We start from the raw sequence: 19,478 nt of genomic DNA on the forward strand, positions 1-19,478 counted from the left end.
ACAAAGAGGGACAGGGGACGCCGGACATGATCCTGCCCACGTTCGCCGAGATGATCCGGAGGACCTGGCTCAGCGGGCGGAGGCCGGCGCGCGCACCGCACTGAAGTCGAGCACGCTCTCCACCTCCTGCAGGGTCTCCTCGGCCACCCGCCGTACCTCGGCCGGAACATCCCCCTGCTCCTCGACGAGACCGGCGTAGATCGGTGCGTCGGACGCCTCTGCGAAACTCACGTGAAACTGCCTATCCATCGGTTATGCCCGCCAATCAGCGGAAACGGGAGCCGAGTGTACGCGGTCCCCTCCGACTGCCGGGGACCGGACCCCGGAAAGGGCGGGCCCCGGCGCGACACCCGGTTGCCGGCGGCTGCGATACCGCTCTCACGGCAGGGTGCAGCGTATGGCCCGGAACGCCGGCCCCCGAAACCGGATGCCGCAGGTTCGGCTCCCGACTCCCCCGCGGGATCGCTTCCCCGCCCGGCGGAGGGCGGGGAAGCGGGTCCGCTATTCGATGACGAGTTCGACGTCGATGTTGCCTCGCGTGGCTTTGGAGTAGGGGCAGTACGCGTGCGTCGCCTCGACCAGACGCCGGCCGGTCTCCCCCTCGAGCGCTTCAGGCAGCTCTACGCGCATGACGACCGCGAGGCCGAAACCCGTATCGTCCTTGCCGATCGAGACCTCGGCCGTCACCGAGACGTCCTTGGTGTCGACCTTCATCTCGCGGGCGACCGAACTCATCGCACTGGCGAAGCACGCGGCGTATCCGGCAGCGAAGAGCTGCTCGGGGTTGGTGCCCTCCCCGTTGCCGCCGAGGGCCGGCGGCAGGGCGAGCGCGAGGTCGATGCGTCCGTCCGAGCTCACTGCCCGGCCTTCACGGCCGTTGGCGGTGGCGGCAGCGGTGTACAGCGCTTCCATGGGTGACCTTCCCTCGTGCGGCGTGACCGCGGACCGGCCACACCAAGAGAGTGTCACACAATTGAATTGCGCACAACTCAATCATGGGCGGCAGGCTATCCTGGGCTCATGACGCGACCACCGACCCCCGACCTGACCGGCCTGCCGGACAGGGAGCTGCTCAAGCTGGATCACCAGGTCTGCTTCTCGCTGCAAGCCGCCTCGCGTGCGTTCGGCGGCGTCTACCGCGAGGCGCTCAGGGACCTGGGCCTCACCTACCCGCAGTACCTCGCCATGATGGTTCTGTGGGAGCACGGACCCTTGCCGGTCAAGACGATCGGAGACCGGCTGCATCTGGACTCCGGCACCCTGTCGCCGCTGCTGAAGAGGCTGGAGTCGGCCGGTCTCGTCAGACGTGAGCGCGGTCCGCAGGACGAGCGGTCCGTCACGGTCCACCTCACCGACTCCGGGGCGGGGCTGCGCGAGCGCGCGCTGCCTGTACCCCGCTCGATCCTCCGGGCCACGGGTCTGTCGGTCCAGGAGGTCCTGGACCTGCAGGAGACCCTGGGGCGTCTCACCGCATCCCTCGGCCGGGCCGGCTGACCCGACCGGCTCCCCCGTCCCCTGCGGCCCGCGTCCCCGCGCAGCGCTCGCCGGAGTTCCGGTGCCGAAATATGATGCAGGAACTATCGCAACGCGGAGCGGCCCATGAACCGGCGTCGAACTCCCCGGTCCGCGAGCGCCGAGGACCTGCTCAGCACCCTGCAGCACCTGACTGCCCGTGCCCGGCAGGAGGTGGGACTGCACCAGGCCCGCGTCGAGCTGGCCCAGGCTCTGCAACGCAACATGCTGCCCGCGACGCTGCCCGCCTTCCCCGGCCTCCAGACCGCTGCTCGCTACGCTCCCGCGCGCGACGGGCTGGACATCGGCGGCGACTGGTACGACGGATTTCTGCTGCCGGACGGAGCACTCGGTCTGGCCATAGGCGATGTCCAGGGGCATGACGTGGACGCGGCCGCCTTCATGGGGCAGATCCGGATCGCCATGCGCGCCATCGCCGGATCGGCCTCCGATCCGAGCGAGGTCATGCGCCGGACGAACGATCTGATCATGTCGATGGACTCCGCCCTCTTCGCGACGTGCTCGTTCCTCCGGCTGGATCCGCTGACCCGGGAGCTGCGTAGCGCCCGCGCGGGCCATGTCGCCTCGGTGTGGGCGACGGCCGACGGACGCTCGGGCGTCACCGCCGACGCCGGGGGCCTGCCGCTCGGCGTCGAACCGCGCCAGCACTATCCCGTCACCCGGCGAGTTCTGGATGTCGACGGTGCTTTCGTACTGCTCACCGATGGAGTCATCGAAGGGCCCTCACTGTCGATCGAGGACGGTCTCGAGCGCATCAGGCATCTGGTGAGCACCCATGCCGGCGCCGATGCCGAGGAGCTCGCGGACCTGGTGCTCCAGGCCGCGGTGTTCACGGGCCACGAGGACGACGCGGCCGTCCTCGTCCTGCGCCACACAGACGCCTCCGCACAGCCCGGGTAAGCACGGCCCGCCGAGCGTGTCACAGCGGCCTGCTTTCACGGTCGGTGTCTTATGGGACGCGTGATCCGCAGCAAGGAAACAAGACGCCGAGCCATGCTGGTTCTGGAGATGCTGGGCATCGCAGCTGCCTATTACGCGTCCGGACGGGTCGGTCTCCTCAGACCGGTCGAGGTGGAGAGTTCGCTCGTCACCCCCTTGTGGCCACCCTCCGGGATCGCCGTCGCATCGCTGCTGTACCTGGGGCCACGGATCTGGCCCGGCATCGCGCTCGGTGCCCTGCTCACCGTCATCTCGACGAGCGGCGGTCTCACCTTCTGGGGGCTCACCATCGCGGCGGGCAGCACTCTCGCCCCGCTGTGCTCCTTCCTGGCCCTGCGCGCGGTGGGATTCCGCGCAGAACTGGACCGCCTGCGTGACGGAGTCGCCCTGGTCTTCCTGGGTGCCATGGGCGGCATGGTGATCAGTGCCACCGTGGGTGCCGGGGCCCAGCTTCTGAGCGGCGCGCTGCCCGCCGCGGAGTTCTGGTCGGTCTGGTCGGCCTGGTGGGCGGGAGACGCGATGGGCGTGCTCATGGTCACTCCGCTGCTGCTCGTCCTGCGCAAGGCGCGCCTGCCAAGGGTTGACGACCGGTGGGCCGAGGCCGGGGCCCTCGCCGTCGTCACCGCGGTGGCGACGGCTGTGGCGACCAGGAGTTCACTGTCCATGATCTATGTCATCTTCCCGGTGCTCGTCTGGGCGGCGCTCAGATTCCAGCTGGCCGGCAGTGCCCCCTGCGCTCTCTTCATCTCCGTCATGGCGATCGTCGCGGGAACCGACGCCGTGGGACCGTTCGCCGGCCACTCGGTGCTCGAGGTGATGCTCAACCTGTCTGTCCTCAACGGTTGTGTGGCGCTCACCGCGCTCCTGCTCGCGGCGATCGTGACCGAGCACAACAACATCCGTCATGAGACCGAGCTGGCGTGCGAGGAGCTTGCGGCTCTAGTGGAGGAGCTCTCGCCGCAGCCTCCGGCAGAGGACTGGCCGAACGGGGCGCACAACGGGCACGACCGGGGAATTTCCTGACGCCCGAAACCGCAGGTGCCGCCGCGCGGTGGCAGGAGTGGGGTGACCACGGGCATCCACCGGCGGCGAGCCGGCTTCGTGGGGACCGGCGGACTCGCGCTAGTCGGTACGGGGGAAGTGGTGAGCCAGGAACTCGTTGCGGAAGGTGCCGGAGGGATCGAACCGTTCGGTCAGCCGCTCGAAGTCGGCGTAGTGCTCGTACAGCTCCCGGAGCTCACCGGGCGGAGTGGTGAAGACCTTGCCCCAGTGCGGCCGGGCCCCGAACGGGGCGAGGGCCTCCTCTATGGCACCGAGGACGGGGGTGACGGCCGCGGTGTCCGGTACCCACGTGAAGTGGAAGGCCACGGAGTCCCTGCCCTGGGCAGGGCTGAGCCACAGGTCATCGGCGGCCACAGTGCGGATCTCCCCGATCTGGAGCAGCGGCGAGAACTGCTGCCGGATCCGGTCGAGTGCCTCGTAGGCCGCGACGGCTTCGCGCCGGGGGACGAAATACTCCGACTGCAGTTCCTCCCCGTTGCTCGGTGTGAATTCGAGACGGAAGTGGGGCAGCCTGGCGTGCCACGGACCGGCTGCGCCCTGCTGCTCCGTGCAGTGCTCGGCCGCCACGCCGGGGACCGGGTGTCTGGGCCCCTGGGCGAGCGTCGCTCCGTGCCACCGGTGCGGGGCGGTGCGCGGTCCGTCGTCCTCGACCCGGTGCTTGAGCCACACCTGGTCGATCGGGCCGCCGTGCCAGCCGGTGAAGAGGCTCACGCTGTAGGCCTCGGACATCACCTCGTCGAACCGGCTCAGGGCCTGCTCCTGCGGGAGCGCTTCGTACACCCACTGCTGGATCTCGAACGCGGGCACGAGGTCCAGGGTCAGTCGGGTCACCACCCCCAGCGCGCCCATGGAGACCACCGCACCGTCGAAGCCGGTGTCGCCCCGCTCCAGTGGCACGGTGCCGCCGTCCGCGGTGACGAGTTCCAGCGCACTGACGGCACCTGCCAGACAACGGTTTCCAACCCCCGAGCCATGGGTCCCCGTAGCGCATGCTCCGGCTACGGAGATATGGGGCAGCGAGCCGAGATTGTGCAGAGCGAATCCGCTGCGCTGCAGGGCGCCGGTCAGCTCCCCGAAGCGCATGCCCGCGCTCACCGTGGCGGTGCGGGCCTCACGGTCGATCTCGACGGAGCGGGGCAGTCCCGCGACGGATATCAGGTCGCCGTGGGTGTCGGCGACGGTGTTGAAGGAGTGCCCGGTGCCGAGCACCTTCACAGCCGTTCCGGCGGACACGATGTCCTGCAGCTCGGCAATCGAGGCGGGCGTGTGCAGCTGCTTCGCGCCGAAGGTGATGTTGCCGGCCCAGTTCGTCTTACGGGACGGGGCGCGCGCCGAATGGTCGATCATGCCTCCGGAGCTTACGCTCCGCCGGTCGGCGGGCTCAGGGCCCGCGTCCCAAGGCGGCGAAGCCGGTGCGCGGCTCAGGAGCTCAGTAGGGCAGGGGTCGTCCGGACGGTGTGCGCAAGTCCAGCGGGGGCGGCCCCGCTGGGGGCTGCGGACGGCGGACGATCTGGATGCGGCCCACGGCCACCACCTCCTCCAGGTAATCCGGTATCTGCCCAACCAGCCGCCCTTCACACGTCGGCAGCCCGTCCGGACCGTCCAGGCCGTGCGGGGATGCGTACGCGGCGATGTGCGGTGACCCTGGTCTGGTGGGGGAAGCCGAGTCGAGGAGGATCCGCCATGTCCGCACTGGACAAGATCAAGAAAATGCTGAAGGGCCACGAGGACCAGACCGGAAAGGGCGTCGACAAGGCCGGAGACATGATCGACGACCGCACCCACGGCAAGCACAGCAAGCATGTCGACACCGGCCAGGACAAGCTGAAGCAGCAGTTCGGCTCGGACCGTGACCCGGACGACCCGCCCCGCTCCTGATCACGGAAAGCGTCGGCCGGTCGTCTGACGGCGTCCCGTGCCGGGCCCGGTGACGGATCCCGCCGTCACCGGGCCCGGCAAGCGTTTCCCCGGATCCGGGAACGAATTTCGAGCGCTTGACCGGATTCCTGTTATCGTCCCCGCCGCACGGCGTCTCCCGAGTGTGGGAAGTGACGGAACAGGATCCCGGAAGAGTGAGCACAGCATGGGCGAGACCGGCCAGACGGCGCTGATCAAGGCCGCGCAGAAGGGCGACCCCGCGGCGCAGGACCGGCTCGTGGCGGCCTACCTCCCGCTGATCTACAACATCGTCGGCCGGGCGCTCAACGGCCACGCCGATGTAGACGACGTGGTCCAGAACAGTGTGCTGCGCATGCTCCGCGGCCTGCCCTCGCTGCGCACCCCGAAGAGCTTCCGGTCGTGGTTCGTGGCCATCACCATGAACGAGATCCGCGAGCACTGGCGTGCGCGCAGGGCCGGCGAGATGTCCGCGGACCCGATGGAGGACGCCTACGAGGTCGTCGACCCGGCTGCCGACTTCGTCGAGCTGACGATCGTCCGGCTCGGTCTGACGGGCCAGCGGCGAGAAGCCGCCGAGGCCACTCGGTGGCTGGAGGAGGACGACCGCGAGCTGGTGTCGCTCTGGTGGCTGGAGACTGCCGGGGAGCTGTCCCGGGCGGAGGTCGCGAGCGCCCTCGACCTGTCCACCCAGCACACCGCGGTGCGTGTCCAGCGTATGAAGGAGCGGCTGGAGGCTGCCAGGGTGGTGGTGCGCGCCCTGGCGGCGGATCCTCGTTGCGTCCTGCTCGAAGACCTGACGGCCGGGTGGGACGGAGTGCCGTCCGCACTGTGGCGCAAGCGTCTTGCGCGTCACGCCCGTGAGTGCACGGTGTGTGCGGGGCACAGGTCCGGCCTGGTTCCTGCGGAGGGCCTGCTGGTGGGGCTGGCGCTCGTCCCCGTGGCGGCGACCGCCGGTGGTCCCCCGGGCGAGCTCATGCCTACGGCGTTCCTGGCCGCCGAAGCGGGTCTGTCCGGTCCCGGACGCGCCGAGCGTCGGCGGGACGGCGTCAGGCGCCGCCGGCGCACGACGGTCGTCGCCGGTCTGGCGGCCGTCGGAGTACTCGGCGGCGGCGGAGCGTCCGTGCACCTCTACACGGACGGTGCCAAGGAGGAACCGGCGACCGCCACAGCTCCGCTCACCGGCCCCTCGGCACCGATGAGCACGCTGTCTTCCCCGTCCGCGTCCCCCGCATCCCCCTCACCCTCACCCTCGTCGGCGTCGCCTTCGCCTTCCGTCACGAAGTCTCCGTCCGCGTCCAGGAGCCGGAGTGCCACCGCCGTTCCCGACAAGGCTCCGAAGCCGCGCTCCCCGTCCTCGCAACCGGCCGCCGTACCGAAGGCCTCGCCGGCCCCGTCGGTGACCCAGGAAGTCATCGCACTGGTCAACACCGAGCGGGCGAAGGAGGGCTGTGGGCCCGTCAGCGGCAACAGCCTGCTGTCGAAGGCCGCGTCGAGGCACTCCGCGGACATGGTGGCGCGGGACTACTTCTCCCACACCTCTCCGGACGGCACGGACCCCGGCACCCGCATAACCGCCGCCGGGTACCGGTGGAGCACGTACGGCGAGAACATCGCGAAGGGCCAGCAGACCGCCGAGTCCGTGATGGACGCCTGGATGAACAGCGAAGGGCACCGGGCGAACATCCTCAACTGCGCTTTCAAGGAGATCGGGATCGGCAGGGAGGAGTCGTCCGGGGGCCCCGTGTGGACCCAGAACTTCGGCGCCGCTCTCTGACACCCGCGGCCCGGTCAACCGTCACACTGTGGAAACGCGCAGGTAGCACCCCCTCCACGCAAGGGGTCTAGGCTGGGCCCGAGCCCAGGCCGAAGGCGTCCGCCGGCGATACGCCGCTTCACCCGCGGACAGGAGCACGGTGCCCACGCCTCCCCTTCTTGCCACTCGGCTTCCCCCATGGCTCGCCCACGTGCTGCGCGCCCAGCGCGGACCGGTGCCGTGGAACGCGGTACTGCGCGGAGCGCTGGCCGCCTCGCCCCTGCTCGTTTCAGTACTCGCCGAACGGCCCGCCGCCGGGGTCCCCGCCGCCCTCGGAGCGATGCTGGCAGGCATCAACGACCGGCCGGGCAGCCGCCGCGCATCCGTCGCGCGGCTGGGCCTGCCCGCCCTGGCGGGCTCGGCCGGCCTGCTGACCGGCACGATGATCGCAGCGACGGTGGGCAGTGGCCGGTCCCTGGTCGTCCTGCCGCTCGTCCTCGGGCTGCTGGGTCTCGTCGCGGGCGCGCTGAGCTCGACGGGTCCCGTCGCGTCGGCGTGCGGCACCCAGGTACTCGTCGCGGCCGTGATCGGGGCCGGCATGCCGTCGCCGGAGCCCGGCCCGCTGCGCGCACTGCTTTTCCTGGCCGGTGCGGGATGGCTCCTGCTGCTCCGGCTGGTCCTCCCGTCTCCGGGCAGGCTCGGCGGCGGACCGTACCGGCTCGACGGGGAGCGGGAGGCCGTCGCAGCGGTGTACGACGCCGTGGCCCGGCTCCTGCAGGCCTCAGGAGGCCCACAGGCCCGCGCCGGGCGCGCCGCGCTGAGTGCCGCGCTCGACCGGGCCCAGGACTCTCTGGCCGGTCCACGGCTCCGGCGCTACGCGAGCTCATCCGCCGAGCGCCGGCTGCACGCCCAGTACGCGGCGGCGTTTCCGCTGGCCGAGGCCGCGACCGCGCTGGCGTGGGCCGGGAACCCACTGCCCGCCAGGATCACGGAGGGCCCCCGCAGGCTGGCGGCATCGGTGCGGAGCGGTGGGACCTGCGGACCGTTGCCGGCTCCCGCCCGGACGGATGCCGGGCTGCGAGCCCTGGACGATGCCCTGCTGCGAGCCGCGGCGGTCTTCGACCGCCCCACCGGGGCGTCGCCCGGCAGACGCGGAGAACGCTCGTACTCCTCCGTCCTGGGCCGGGCGCGGAGCGCTGCGGGGCGTGAGTACGGTCTCAGGGTCGGGGTGTGCTGCGCTACGAGCACGCTGGTGGCGCAGTGGCTGCATCACGACCACTGGTACTGGCTCCCCGCCACCACCGTCTTCCTCGTCAAGCCCGATCTCGGGCCGCTGGCCTCCCGGGTGTTGTGCCGGGCCGTGGGGACCGTCGTCGGCGCCGCGGTCTTCGGCCTCGTCGTCATGCTGCCTGCGGCGCCGTTCACCCTGGTCACGACGGTCGCTCTCTGCGGTGCGTTTCTTCCTGTCGCCACCCGTCACTTCGCCGTGCAGACAGCGGTGGTGACCGTGCTCGTCCTGTCCCTCGTCCTCCTGGGCGGTGAACCGCCCGCCTCCTGGGGGCGGGTGGTGGAGTCCCTCCTCGCTTGTGCGACGGTGCTCCTCGTGGGGCACCTTCCGCTGCCGGGCCGGCGGGGCCACTCCGTGCGGGCCGCTCTCGACGCGGCGGTGGGAGCGGCGCATCGCTATGTGGGGCACGTCCTGCACGCACAGGAGGACCACACCGGGAGGGGGGCGCTGCGCCGGGACGCCTACCGGTCGCTGGCGGCGGCGCGCACGGCGATCGATCTGTCGGCTGCCGAACTCCCTGCGGTGGCCAGGCAGTCCGCGGGATCCGAGGGGGTCGCCGGTGCCGTGGAGAGGCTCATCGACACCACGACGGCATGCGCGGTGCAGTTGGACCACCCGGCCGCCGAACCACCTCCGGTGCACGCCGGGATGCTCGCCGCGCACCTCTTGGAGCTCGACCGGGCACGGGCGGTTCCGGCGCGGTGAGTACCCGCTTGCGGAATGCGGAGCACGACCGCTCCGGCCGGACCCTTCGACCGTCTTCCCGCGGTCGAGGAGCACCCGCCTCCGCGGCGTCCGGGGCCTGCCTGCTGCTCGCGCTCGGGGCGACCGTCCCGGACGGCACGCAGGCACGGCCTGTGTCCACCGTGCCTCCGGACATCCGTTCCGTCCCGTCGCCACTGGCCTCGGGGACCCGGATGCGCGCCCGGGTACCCGAGGCCGGAATCAGCGGCTGATCATCGTCAGGCCGGCGCAGGTGCCGCCCACCATGCCGACGGTCAGGACGGACACCGCCACGCAGCGGGCCCTCAGACGGTCGTAACGTGCGGTGTACTCACCGCGGAGTTCCACGGCACGGCCGGCGATTTTTGTGAGCGTGTCACGGCATGCCTCCACCCTGTCCGCCACGTAGACGCGCTCGACGTCCTCACGCTGGGCGGTGGTGAGCCAGGGCAGGGCGTCGGTGAAGCGGCGGGCCCGTCGGCGGGCCTCGTCGACCTCGGCGTTCCAGAGCAGGTAGCCCTCGACCTGAGCCAGGCCCCGGGCGCTCTCCTTGTCCGGCTTCACTCGGTCCTCCTCTTCTCGAGCCGTCGCCCCGGAGTCCTATTCCTGCTTGTCCCCGGGTGCCACCGTGACGGATTCGTGCGGACGGTTCACTTCCTCTTCGAGGGCACGGATCGAGGGATAGTGCAGGTCGAACGCCGGGGATTCGGAACGGATCCGCGGAAGTGTCAGGAAGTTGTGACGCGGGGGCGGGCAGGAGGTCGCCCATTCGAGTGAACGGCCGTAGCCCCAGGGGTCGTCGACCTCGATCTTCCTGCCGTACTTGGCGGTCTTCCAGACGTTGTACATGAACGGAAGCATCGACAGTCCGAGTACGAACGACGAGATGGACGAGATGGTGTTCAGGGCGGTGAAGCCGTCGGCGGCGAGGTAGTCCGCGTAACGACGCGGCATGCCCTCGGCACCGAGCCAGTGCTGCACCAGGAACGTGCCGTGGAAGCCGACGAACAGCGTCCAGAACGTCATCTTCCCGAGCCGCTCGTCCAGCATCTTGCCGGTGAACTTCGGCCACCAGAAGTGGAATCCGGCGAACATCGCGAAGACCACGGTACCGAAGACGACGTAGTGGAAGTGCGCGACCACGAAGTACGAGTCGGAGACGTGGAAGTCCAGCGGCGGAGAGGCCAGGATCACGCCGGTCAGACCACCGAAGAGGAAGGTGACCAGAAAGCCGACGGACCAGAGCATCGGTGTCTCGAAGGACAACGACCCCTTCCACATCGTGCCGATCCAGTTGAAGAACTTCACACCGGTCGGCACAGCGATGAGGAACGTCATGAAGGAGAAGAACGGCAACAGCACGCCGCCCGTCACATACATATGATGCGCCCACACCGTCACCGAAAGAGCGGCGATGGCGATCGTCGCGCTGATCAGACCGACATATCCGAAGATCGGCTTGCGGCTGAACACCGGAATGATCTCGGAAACAATGCCGAAGAACGGCAGCGCGATGATGTACACCTCTGGATGGCCGAAGAACCAGAAGAGGTGTTGCCAGAGCAGCGCGCCGCCGTTGGACGCATCGAAGATGTGTGCGCCGAATTTCCGGTCAGCTTCCAGCGCCAGCAGGGCGGCGGCCAGGACCGGGAAGGCCAGCAGGACCAGGACACCGGTCAGCAGGACGTTCCAGGTGAAGATCGGCATGCGGAACATCGTCATGCCGGGGGCGCGCATGCAGATGATCGTGGTGATGAAGTTGACCGAGCCGAGGATCGTGCCGAAGCCGGAGAAGGCCAGACCCATGATCCACATGTCGGCGCCGACGCCCGGCGAGCGGACCGCGTCCGACAGCGGGGAGTAGGCGAACCAGCCGAAGTCGGCCGCACCCTGCGGGGTGAGGAAGCCGGCCACGGCGATCAGCGAACCGAAGAGGTACAGCCAGTACGCGAACATGTTCAGCCGCGGGAACGCCACGTCGGGCGCGCCGATCTGCAACGGCATGATCCAGTTCGCGAACCCTGCGAACAGCGGCGTCGCGAACATCAGCAGCATGATCGTGCCGTGGATCGTGAAGGCCTGGTTGAACTGCTCGTTCGAGATGATCTGCGTACCCGGACGGGCCAGTTCGGCGCGCATGACGAGCGCCAGGACGCCACCGACGATGAAGAAACCGAACGAGGTCATCAAATACAGCGTGCCGATCGTCTTGTGGTCGGTGGTGGTCAGCCACCTGATGACCACATTGCCCGGCTGCCGACGCCGTACAGGCAGTTCGTCCTGGTAGGCGGCATCGGCTTCCGCCGATACTGAGGGACCCCTCGTCGTCACTGCGGCACTCCTTCGGTCGACGGCCGATTGTGGACTCGGCGACCAGAATGGACTCCCTGCCGCGGTACGGCAGGTCATCTCCGTGCTCACTGCACCAGTGGCTGGCAAAGGGCACTCCACTGGCCGATGGCCACGGCCCCGGTGTTGACGAACGTGCCGCACCCTCCGTGGGCTGCGCTCCGCCCTCAGACCGTGGCCCAGGCGCGCATCGCCTCTCGCGAGGGGAAGTCGGCCACGTTCTTGTCGAGGGGGTCGTCGGTGTACTGATGGATGCGCCAGTCCGCCTCGATGCGCGGTGCTGCCGCCTTGCCGCATTCGGCGATCCAGAGTCCGTCGCCGGAGTACGAACTCGTGTCGTGGTTGATCCAGAAGGAACGGTTGCAGTAGAGCAGTACCCGGTGATGCGGCCTCAGCCTTTTCACCTCGCGGATGAAACGGTCCTTGTCCGCGCTGCTTGCGCGCGTCCCTTCACCCGTCTGCTCCCAGTCGACGGCGAGGAGGTCTCCCTCCCGCTCCGGTGTTCTGTCGAGGAAATACTCCGCCTGCTCGTTCACGTGTCCGGGCCAGAGGAAATGGTAGAAGCCGACGACACACTCGGCGTCCCTGACGCGCTTCACCTGGTTCTTCAGCCTTGGGTTGACATAGGAGCGGCCCTCGGTCGCCTTGACGAAGACGAAGTCCAGACCGTCCGTCTCGAAATCCGTCTGATGAGCGCTGACATCGACACCGTGCAGCACGGGCACCAACTCCAAGAGGGGCATCATGGTTCCGTTTCTCTCTCCCATGCGTGCCCGTCAGGGGCTCTCGCATCCGTCATTCGCCTGCTGAACCGATTCGGCAGGCCCCGGATCTGGTTGTGCACCCGGCTTGGCCCCACTTGCGTGTCTGGCTGTCAGACGGGTTGGTGCAGGGAATCACCCGCCAGGACGGCTGCCCGTGAACGTAAACACGGAGAACACAGCGTGTCCCGCGACCGCGGGGCCGTACCGGGGCGGTGAGGACAAGAGGGGCGGGCCCGTGCGGGGCTCCTGGGTCCTGTGGTCTGAACACGGCTACGTGTACGCGACACTGTCCAACGAACCAGTACCGCCAACCGTTCGCTCATGACCCGTCCGGCCTGCGCGAGATGCACCGGCCGGACGAGGACAAGGAGACCTGTCATGCCCCGCACCATGTCCGTATCGGACAGCATCCTCATCCGGGTGGCGCCGTCGGCCGTGTACGAAAAGCTGAGCGACCCCACCGCGATGGGACGCTGGAGTCCGGAGAACCGGGGCGCGAGGATACTCGGTGAGCACCGGCCGGCCCATGTCGGGATGGTCTTCGAAGGGCGCAACAAGCGCGGCTCCTTCAGGTGGACGACCAAGTGCACGGTGACGGCCGCCGACCCGGGCCAGCGGTTCGCCTTTCACGTGCACGCCATCGGGGTGCGGCGTCCGCGGCTGGCGGGTGCCATCGCGCTGTGGGAGTACCGCTTCGAGGCGGTCGACGGCTTCACCCGCGTCACGGAGACATGGACGGACAACCGGCGGGCGTGGCCCGACTTCCTCGCCAACGCCTTCGACCGGGTCGCGACGCGGGGGCACACGTTCGCTGAGTTCCAGCGCGGGAACATCCGGACCACGCTGGAGCGCCTCAAGGCGGCGCTGGAGATGGACGGCTCGGTGGACGCCGGCCATGTGGAGGGCGGGCCGGGTCGCGGCTGACGCTTCGGGACACGGGCGGCAGACGCCGAAATGAACGGCCGAGGGCGGATTTCAGGCTGCGGCCGGCCCGCCCGCCGACCAGTGCGGGGGCCGGCTCAGGGAATCCGGCAGCTTCGTGGCGGTGTTGCCCCTCGCCGCGTTCAGCTGTGCCTGGGTGAGGAAGAGTGCGCCGGTCAGGTCGGCGTCGGACAGGTCGGCGTCACGGAAGTCGGCGCCGATGAGCTCCGCCCTGCGCAGGTCGGCGCCGCGCAGATCGGCAGCGATGAGGTAGGCCCCGCGCAGTTCGGCCCCGCGCAGGTCGGCGCCTCGGAGTTTGGCTCCGATGAGGTCGGCGCCGCGTTGGCTGCGCTTCCTGCGCCGGTGGACCGTGGCACGCTCGAGTTCGCCGGCACGCAGTAGCAGGGCGGCCACCCTGTCGCGGTGCGCGGTCACGTCCAGTTCCGCGAGTTCGTCGGCGGGCAGTCCGGTGAGGTGCCTGGTGGCGCTGAGGGCGTCGCGGAGGTCGGGGTGCAGGCGCTCGGCGGCCGGCAGGGTGAGGGCTTCGGTCAGGTACCAGAGCAGTTCGTGAAGCTGCCTCATCACCGGAAAGACCTGGAACATCTGCTGCGCGGTGGCCGCGTCCGACCGCCAGTCCCCGCCGTCATAGGTTCCCTGGGACACCTTCTGGCCCGCGCCGAAGCAGTCGTACACGGTGCAGCCGGAGAAACCTTCGGGCCGCAGCCGGGTGTGGATGCCACAGCGGAAGTCGTCCGCCAGATTGGGGCAGGGGGTCCCCGCCCGCTTGTTGATCGCGAAGTCCGCCGACGCGGTCAGCGTCAGCGCTACGCAGCACAGGCCGAAGCAGTTCGCGCAGTCGGCACGCAGGGCGGCCCGTTCCACGAGGGGCTGGGCGGTCGGGTCGTCGTGGGGCACGTGCCTGATTCCTCCGGTCCACGGTGTATCCGCCGATCTTACGCGTGTGCACGGAGGCAGCCGGGGCTCTGTCAGTGAGCGGGTGCAGACTTGGCCGCGGAAGTCGGCACGGGTGTGAAGGAGGCGGAACATGAGCGCGCCGCAGGAAGGGGGGTTCGAGCCCGCGACCGGCGACGGCCCCGCGGTCCCCGACGCGTCCGGCAGCCGTGCCGGGGAGGTGCTCACCGCCTTCGAGGGGATGCTTCAGATCAGGCGGCTGACCCGTGCGGAGGCTTCGGATCCCGAGAGCGTGCCGGCCCCTTGGGAGCTGCACCGGCCGCTACGGGCCGTGGCGTTGGCGCTGGAGGCCGCCCGGGTACCTTCGTCCGCGGTCGACGCGTCCGGGCAGCGGACCGCCACGGGCTACCGGGTGAGCGAGGGCGAGGCGCCGGGATCGGTGCGGGTCGAGTGGGCAGGCCCGCCGGGCAGCGGAGCGGCCCACGACGAGGAGGAGGCGCTGGCCGGCTGCGCCGGGGTGTTGCGGAGGCTGGGGTGGACGGCGCTGCTGTACCGCGGGCCCCGGAGGCGGCGTTTCCTCGAAGTCGAACCGCGGTCTTCCTCCCCCGCCCCCGGCGGCCTCGCTCGGTGACGGAACAGGCATTGTCAGACCCATGAGGGAAGCTTGACGGTACGAAACCTCTGACGGGGAGAAATGAGATGCACCAGGAAGAAATGGCTGCGGCCCAGGCGTACGTCCGTTTACTGGCTGCCACACGCGCCGCGCTCGCCGATCCGGCCGAAGCCCCTCTGTACATGCCGCTGCTCGCCTCCCCGATCGAGGAGGCCGACGAGGCCCTGCGGAGTGCGGGCCTCGCGGGGAACGAGGACAGGCTCTTCGCTCTGGTGAGGGAGCTGCAGCCGAGCACTACGGGCTGAGATCGCCGGCTTCCTCAGGCCACGGTGGCTGCCCCGTCTCTGACGGCAACGGGTCCGCCATGCCCGGGTGTTTCGACGGGGCAGCCGGGGTGGCCGGCCGGCTACTGCTCGCTGTACATGAGCGAGCCGGGGGTGGTGAGCAGCTCGCCGGTCTCCAGCCAGGTCTTCAGGCCGGAGAGGATCATCGGCCAGCCGCCGTACAGCTCCTCGTTGGCACCCTCGCGGAGCTCGTCGTGGGTGACCGTCAGCCGGCAGGAGTCGCCGATGGGCTCGATCTCCCAGGTGATGCGGGACGGGCCCTCGCTCCTCACCTCGTCACTCCAGAGTGCCACCATGCTCTGGACCAGCCTGCGCGGCGGTTCGACCTCCAGATTCTGTCCCTCCCCGAGCGGGCCCGGAGCGCCGGGAGCGCCCATCTCGAAGCGTGAGCCCTGGGTCCAGTCCGAGGTGACGCGGGCGCCGAAGTTGTACTTGCTTCTGATCCCGGGATCGGTGATCGCCTCCCAGAGGCGCTCGGGAGTGGTGCGGATGTAGATCTCGAAGATCTTCTCCATGGGAATCTCCAGTCGGCTCTTGAGGTCGCTGAGCCCGGCCGCCCAGGGCTCGGCGTACTTGCTCACCCATCGGTCGTGGACGAGCCTGATGGGCACAGGGTTCAGGAAGTGGAGCTTCTCCCGCCCCCGGCGTCGCGTGACGACCAGGCCCGCCGCCTCCAGAAGCTTGAGGTGCTTCATCACAGCGAAGCGCGTGATGTCGAAGCGGGCCTCCAACGCACTCAGTGTCTGCCCGTCCTCGCGGAACAGCTCGTCGAGCAAGCTGCGCCGCGTCGGGTCGGCCATGGCTTTGAACACCGCGTCCATACGGACAAAATTACGTGACCTAATGGTCACATGTCAAGGTCGGGCAAGCGCCCGGAAGCCCCTCACCGCAACGAGATGAATTGATTCAAATCCGAGAAGAAACGTGACCAGCAGCTTGACGAGCAGCTGTGCACAAATCTAGCGTACGCACTGATGAAACGATTCACATCCACGATCCTGAGCGGTCGTCGGATGACTCTGCTTACGAGGTGTTCATGTCTGATGTGTCGGCCGTCAAGGCAGCTCTGAAGTCTCAGGTCATCGAGACGCCCTCCTGGGGTTACGGCAATTCCGGAACCCGTTTCAAGGTCTTCGCCCAGTCAGGCGTCCCTCGTGACCCGTTCGAGAAGCTGGCGGACGCGGCGCAGGTGCACGCCTGCACCGGGGTCGCCCCCAAGGTGTCGCTGCACATTCCGTGGGACAGGGTGGAGGACTACGCGGCGCTGACCCGGTACGCCGAGGAACTGGGGCTGCGGATCGGCGCGATCAACTCCAATGTCTTCCAGGACGACGACTTCAAGCTGGGCTCTGTCACCCACCCGGACCCGAAGGTCCGCCGCAAGGCCACCGATCATCTGCTGGAGTGCGTCGACATCATGGACGCCACCGGCTCGCCCGATCTCAAGCTGTGGTTCTCGGACGGCACCAACTACCCCGGCCAGGACGACATCTCGGGCCGCCAGGACCGCTTGGCCGAGGCGCTCACCGAGGTGTACGAGCGGCTCGGCGACGACCAGCGGATGCTGCTGGAGTACAAACTCTTCGAGCCGGCGTTCTACACGACCGACGTCCCGGACTGGGGCACCTCGTACGCCCACTGCCTCAAGCTCGGGCCGAAGGCCCAGGTGGTCGTCGACACCGGCCATCACGCACCGGGCACCAATATCGAATTCATCGTGGCCTTCCTGCTGCGGGAGGGGAAGCTCGGCGCCTTCGACTTCAACTCCCGTTTCTACGCCGACGACGACCTGATGGCAGGGGCCGCCGACCCCTTCCAGCTGTTCCGGATCATGCACGAGGTGGTGAAGAACGGCGGCCTCGAGACCGAGACCAACGTCAACTTCATGCTCGACCAGTGCCACAACATCGAGGCCAAGATCCCGGCCGTCATCCGTTCGGTCACCAATGTCCAGGAGGCGACCGCGAAGGCACTCCTGATCGACGCCGAGGCGCTCACCGAAGCGCAGCGCTCCGGTGATGTCCTGGCGTCCAACGGAGTGCTGATGGACGCGTTCAACACGGACGTGCGGCCGCTGCTCGCCGATGTCCGCGAGGAACTCGGCCTGGCGCGAGACCCGTTCGCCGCCTACCTCGCCTCCGGCAACCAGGAGCGCATCGCCGCCGACCGTGTCGGCGGCGAGCAGGCCGGCTGGGGCGCCTGAGCCCCGCTCCCCCGCTTTCGTACGTAGCCGCACCCGTCCGTCACCTCTTCCCGAAGGAACTCTCATGACGTCCGCGACGCACGCCGAAGTCGCCGCGCTCCTGGAGCGCGCCCACCGGACCGGCTCCGACCCCCGCAACACCAACTACGCCGGCGGCAACGCCTCGGCCAAGGCGACGGAGACCGACCCGGTCACCGGTGGCGAGGCCGAACTGCTCTGGGTCAAGGGCTCGGGCGGAGACCTCGGCACACTGACCGAGGCCGGTCTCGCCGTGCTGCGACTGGACCGGGTGCGAGCGCTCAAGGACGTGTACCCGGGGGTGGAGCGCGAGGACGAGATGGTCTCCGCGTTCGACTACTGCCTGCACGGCAAGGGGGGTGCGGCCCCGTCGATCGACACCGCGATGCACGCGCTGGTGGAGGCCGCGCACGTCGACCATCTGCACCCGGACTCCGGGATCGCCCTGGCGTGCGCGGCCGACGGCGAGAAGCTGACCGCCGAGTGCTTCGGTGACAAGGTCGCATGGGTGGACTGGCGCCGGCCCGGATTCCAGCTGGGCCTGGACATCGCGGCCGTCAAGGAGGCCAATCCGCAGGCGGTCGGTGTGATCCTGGGCGGCCACGGCATCACCGCCTGGGGCGAGACCTCCGAAAAGTGTGAGCGCAACGCCCTCTGGATGATCCGTACGGCCGAGAAGTTCCTCGAGGACCATGGCAGGGCCGAACCCTTCGGCGCCGTCCTCCCTGGCCGGCAGGCCCTGGAAGAGGATGCGCGCAGGGAGCGGGCCGCAGCCCTCGCGCCGTTGGTCCGCGGGCTGGCATCCACGGACCGCCCTCAGGTGGGGCACTTCACCGACGCGGCACCCGTGCTGGACTTCCTCTCACGTGCCGAGCACCCCCGTCTCGCCGCTCTCGGCACCTCCTGCCCGGACCACTTCCTCCGTACGAAGGTCAGCCCGCTGGTCCTCGATCTGCCTGCCGACGCCCCGCTGGAGGAGGCTGTTGCCCGGCTCGGGGTGCTCCACGCGGAGTACCGCGAGGCGTACCGCGCGTACTACGAGCGCCACGCCACGCCCGATTCGCCGGCCATGCGGGGAGCCGACCCGGCGATCGTGCTGGTGCCCGGTGTCGGCATGTTCTCGTTCGGCAAGGACAAGCAGACCGCCCGGGTCGCCGGGGAGTTCTACCTGAACGCCATCAACGTGATGCGGGGCGCCGAGTCCGTCTCCTCCTACGCGCCGATCGAGGAGTCCGAGAAGTTCCGCATCGAGTACTGGGAGCTGGAGGAGGCCAAGCTCCGGCGGATGCCGAAGCCGAAGGCGCTGGCCACGCGGGTCGCGTTCGTCACCGGTGCGGGGTCGGGCATCGGTAAGGCGATCGCGCACCGGCTCGTCGCGGAGGGCGCCTGTGTCGTCGTGGCTGACCTTCACTCCGTGAACGCGGCGGCTGTCGCCGAGGAACTCGGCGGTCCGGACAAGGCCGTCGCGGTGACGGTGGACGTGACATCCGAAGAGCAGATCGTCGATGCGTTCAATGCGGCCGCACTCGCCTTCGGTGGTGTGGACCTGGTCGTGAACAACGCCGGGATCTCCATCTCGAAGCCCCTGCTGGAGACTTCGGCCCGGGACTGGGACCTCCAGCACGACATCATGGCGCGCGGTTCCTTCCTGGTGTCCCGCGAGGCGGCGCGGGTGATGCGAGCCCAGGATCTCGGCGGCGACATCGTCTACATCGCGTCCAAGAACGCCGTGTTCGCGGGCCCCGACAACATCGCGTACTCGGCCACCAAGGCCGACCAGGCACACCAGGTGCGCCTGTTGGCGGCAGAGCTCGGCGAGCACGGGATCCGGGTCAACGGGGTCAACCCCGACGGCGTGGTGCGCGGTTCCGGAATCTTCGCGGCGGGCTGGGGGGCCCAGCGCGCTGCGACCTACGGCATCGAGGAGGACAAGCTGGGCGAGTTCTACGCCCAGCGCACGATCCTCAAGCGCGAGGTGCTCCCGGAACATGTGGCCAACGCCGTGTTCGCACTGACCGGTGGGGACCTCACCCACACCACCGGCCTCCACATTCCCGTCGACGCCGGTGTGGCGGCGGCGTTCCTGCGCTGAGCACGTTTCACCCTGCCGCGCCCCGGATGCTGTTCGGCGAGAGCCCGGGGCGCGGCTCCGCCCGG

At 69.2% G+C, this 19,478-nt stretch carries 19 protein-coding genes; 11 read left to right on the top strand and 8 right to left on the bottom strand.

Going from position 1 to position 19,478, the window contains the following annotated elements; genetic code table 11:
- Positions 1-69: 69 nt before the first annotated feature.
- Together BFF76_RS32905 and BFF76_RS09105 are read right to left on the bottom strand one after the other, a co-directional pair.
- The gene (locus tag BFF76_RS32905) at positions 70-231 is read right to left on the bottom strand and encodes a hypothetical protein (protein WP_167359480.1); all 162 of its coding nucleotides are present in this window, start codon (positions 229-231) and stop codon (positions 70-72) included.
- A 270-nt stretch (positions 232-501) separates the two neighbouring features.
- On the bottom strand, positions 502-912 hold the full coding sequence (locus BFF76_RS09105) for an organic hydroperoxide resistance protein (RefSeq protein WP_031097195.1): 411 nt from the start codon (positions 910-912) through the stop codon (positions 502-504).
- A gap of 108 nt (positions 913-1,020) precedes the next feature.
- Between BFF76_RS09105 and BFF76_RS09110 the strand changes: the two genes are divergently transcribed.
- The 3 genes from BFF76_RS09110 (at position 1,021) to BFF76_RS09120 (ending at position 3,495) form a co-directional block, all read left to right on the top strand.
- Entirely contained in the window at positions 1,021-1,494 is a 474-nt protein-coding gene (locus BFF76_RS09110) for a MarR family winged helix-turn-helix transcriptional regulator (RefSeq protein WP_065847939.1), read from the top strand.
- A 105-nt stretch (positions 1,495-1,599) separates the two neighbouring features.
- On the top strand, positions 1,600-2,433 hold the full coding sequence (locus tag BFF76_RS09115; RefSeq protein WP_031097197.1) for a PP2C family protein-serine/threonine phosphatase: 834 nt from the start codon (positions 1,600-1,602) through the stop codon (positions 2,431-2,433).
- A gap of 60 nt (positions 2,434-2,493) precedes the next feature.
- Complete coding sequence (locus BFF76_RS09120) at positions 2,494-3,495, top strand: MASE1 domain-containing protein (protein WP_065847968.1); 1,002 nt, start codon at positions 2,494-2,496, stop codon at positions 3,493-3,495.
- Between the two features lie 99 nt (positions 3,496-3,594).
- Here BFF76_RS09120 and BFF76_RS09125 read toward each other — a convergent pair whose 3' ends face one another.
- Entirely contained in the window at positions 3,595-4,881 is a 1,287-nt protein-coding gene (locus tag BFF76_RS09125) for a D-arabinono-1,4-lactone oxidase (RefSeq protein ID WP_031097199.1), read from the bottom strand.
- Positions 4,882-5,217: 336 nt separating this feature from the next.
- On the opposite strand from BFF76_RS09125, the gene BFF76_RS09130 reads away from it, so the two are divergent.
- The 3 genes from BFF76_RS09130 to BFF76_RS09140 all read left to right on the top strand — a co-directional run bounded on the left by BFF76_RS09130 (position 5,218) and on the right by BFF76_RS09140 (position 9,179).
- The gene (locus BFF76_RS09130; protein ID WP_031097201.1) at positions 5,218-5,412 is read left to right on the top strand and encodes an antitoxin; all 195 of its coding nucleotides are present in this window, start codon (positions 5,218-5,220) and stop codon (positions 5,410-5,412) included.
- Positions 5,413-5,617: 205 nt separating this feature from the next.
- On the top strand, positions 5,618-7,207 hold the full coding sequence (locus tag BFF76_RS09135; RefSeq protein WP_053930247.1) for a sigma-70 family RNA polymerase sigma factor: 1,590 nt from the start codon (positions 5,618-5,620) through the stop codon (positions 7,205-7,207).
- Between the two features lie 139 nt (positions 7,208-7,346).
- On the top strand, positions 7,347-9,179 hold the full coding sequence (locus BFF76_RS09140) for an FUSC family protein (protein ID WP_208604831.1): 1,833 nt from the start codon (positions 7,347-7,349) through the stop codon (positions 9,177-9,179).
- A gap of 240 nt (positions 9,180-9,419) precedes the next feature.
- On the opposite strand, the gene BFF76_RS09145 is transcribed toward BFF76_RS09140, so the two are convergent.
- The 3 genes from BFF76_RS09145 to BFF76_RS09155 form a co-directional block, all read right to left on the bottom strand.
- A complete protein-coding gene (locus BFF76_RS09145; protein WP_031097206.1) occupies positions 9,420-9,761 on the bottom strand; it encodes a hypothetical protein in 342 nt (113 codons plus the stop codon).
- A 36-nt stretch (positions 9,762-9,797) separates the two neighbouring features.
- Positions 9,798-11,528 (bottom strand): aa3-type cytochrome oxidase subunit I, encoded by a 1,731-nt coding sequence (gene ctaD, locus BFF76_RS09150; protein ID WP_065847942.1) that lies wholly within the window; start codon positions 11,526-11,528, stop codon positions 9,798-9,800.
- A gap of 185 nt (positions 11,529-11,713) precedes the next feature.
- Positions 11,714-12,265, bottom strand: coding sequence for a GH25 family lysozyme (locus tag BFF76_RS09155; protein ID WP_065847969.1), 552 nt, complete (start codon positions 12,263-12,265; stop codon positions 11,714-11,716).
- 423 nt (positions 12,266-12,688) lie between these two features.
- Here BFF76_RS09155 and BFF76_RS09160 point away from each other — a divergent pair, with 423 nt between their 5' ends.
- Positions 12,689-13,234, top strand: a complete 546-nt coding sequence (locus tag BFF76_RS09160) for an SRPBCC family protein (RefSeq protein WP_031088806.1) — start codon at positions 12,689-12,691, stop codon at positions 13,232-13,234.
- Between the two features lie 51 nt (positions 13,235-13,285).
- Here BFF76_RS09160 and BFF76_RS09165 read toward each other — a convergent pair whose 3' ends face one another.
- Positions 13,286-14,146 (bottom strand): pentapeptide repeat-containing protein, encoded by an 861-nt coding sequence (locus tag BFF76_RS09165; protein ID WP_065847944.1) that lies wholly within the window; start codon positions 14,144-14,146, stop codon positions 13,286-13,288.
- A gap of 130 nt (positions 14,147-14,276) precedes the next feature.
- Here BFF76_RS09165 and BFF76_RS09170 point away from each other — a divergent pair, with 130 nt between their 5' ends.
- Both BFF76_RS09170 and BFF76_RS09175 read left to right on the top strand, forming a co-directional pair.
- Complete coding sequence (locus BFF76_RS09170; protein ID WP_031090204.1) at positions 14,277-14,774, top strand: hypothetical protein; 498 nt, start codon at positions 14,277-14,279, stop codon at positions 14,772-14,774.
- Between the two features lie 68 nt (positions 14,775-14,842).
- Entirely contained in the window at positions 14,843-15,061 is a 219-nt protein-coding gene (locus BFF76_RS09175; RefSeq protein ID WP_053928993.1) for a hypothetical protein, read from the top strand.
- Positions 15,062-15,162: 101 nt separating this feature from the next.
- Here BFF76_RS09175 and BFF76_RS09180 read toward each other — a convergent pair whose 3' ends face one another.
- On the bottom strand, positions 15,163-15,921 hold the full coding sequence (locus BFF76_RS09180) for an ArsR/SmtB family transcription factor (RefSeq protein ID WP_065847946.1): 759 nt from the start codon (positions 15,919-15,921) through the stop codon (positions 15,163-15,165).
- Between the two features lie 215 nt (positions 15,922-16,136).
- Between BFF76_RS09180 and rhaI the strand changes: the two genes are divergently transcribed.
- Both rhaI and BFF76_RS09190 read left to right on the top strand, forming a co-directional pair.
- Complete coding sequence (gene rhaI / locus BFF76_RS09185; RefSeq protein ID WP_053929004.1) at positions 16,137-17,303, top strand: L-rhamnose isomerase; 1,167 nt, start codon at positions 16,137-16,139, stop codon at positions 17,301-17,303.
- Positions 17,304-17,367: 64 nt separating this feature from the next.
- Positions 17,368-19,413, top strand: a complete 2,046-nt coding sequence (locus tag BFF76_RS09190; protein WP_065847948.1) for a bifunctional rhamnulose-1-phosphate aldolase/short-chain dehydrogenase — start codon at positions 17,368-17,370, stop codon at positions 19,411-19,413.
- Positions 19,414-19,478 lie beyond the last annotated feature (65 nt).

Source organism: Streptomyces mutomycini, assembly GCF_001700505.1.
Classification (GTDB): Bacteria; Actinomycetota; Actinomycetes; order Streptomycetales; family Streptomycetaceae; genus Streptomyces; species Streptomyces mutomycini.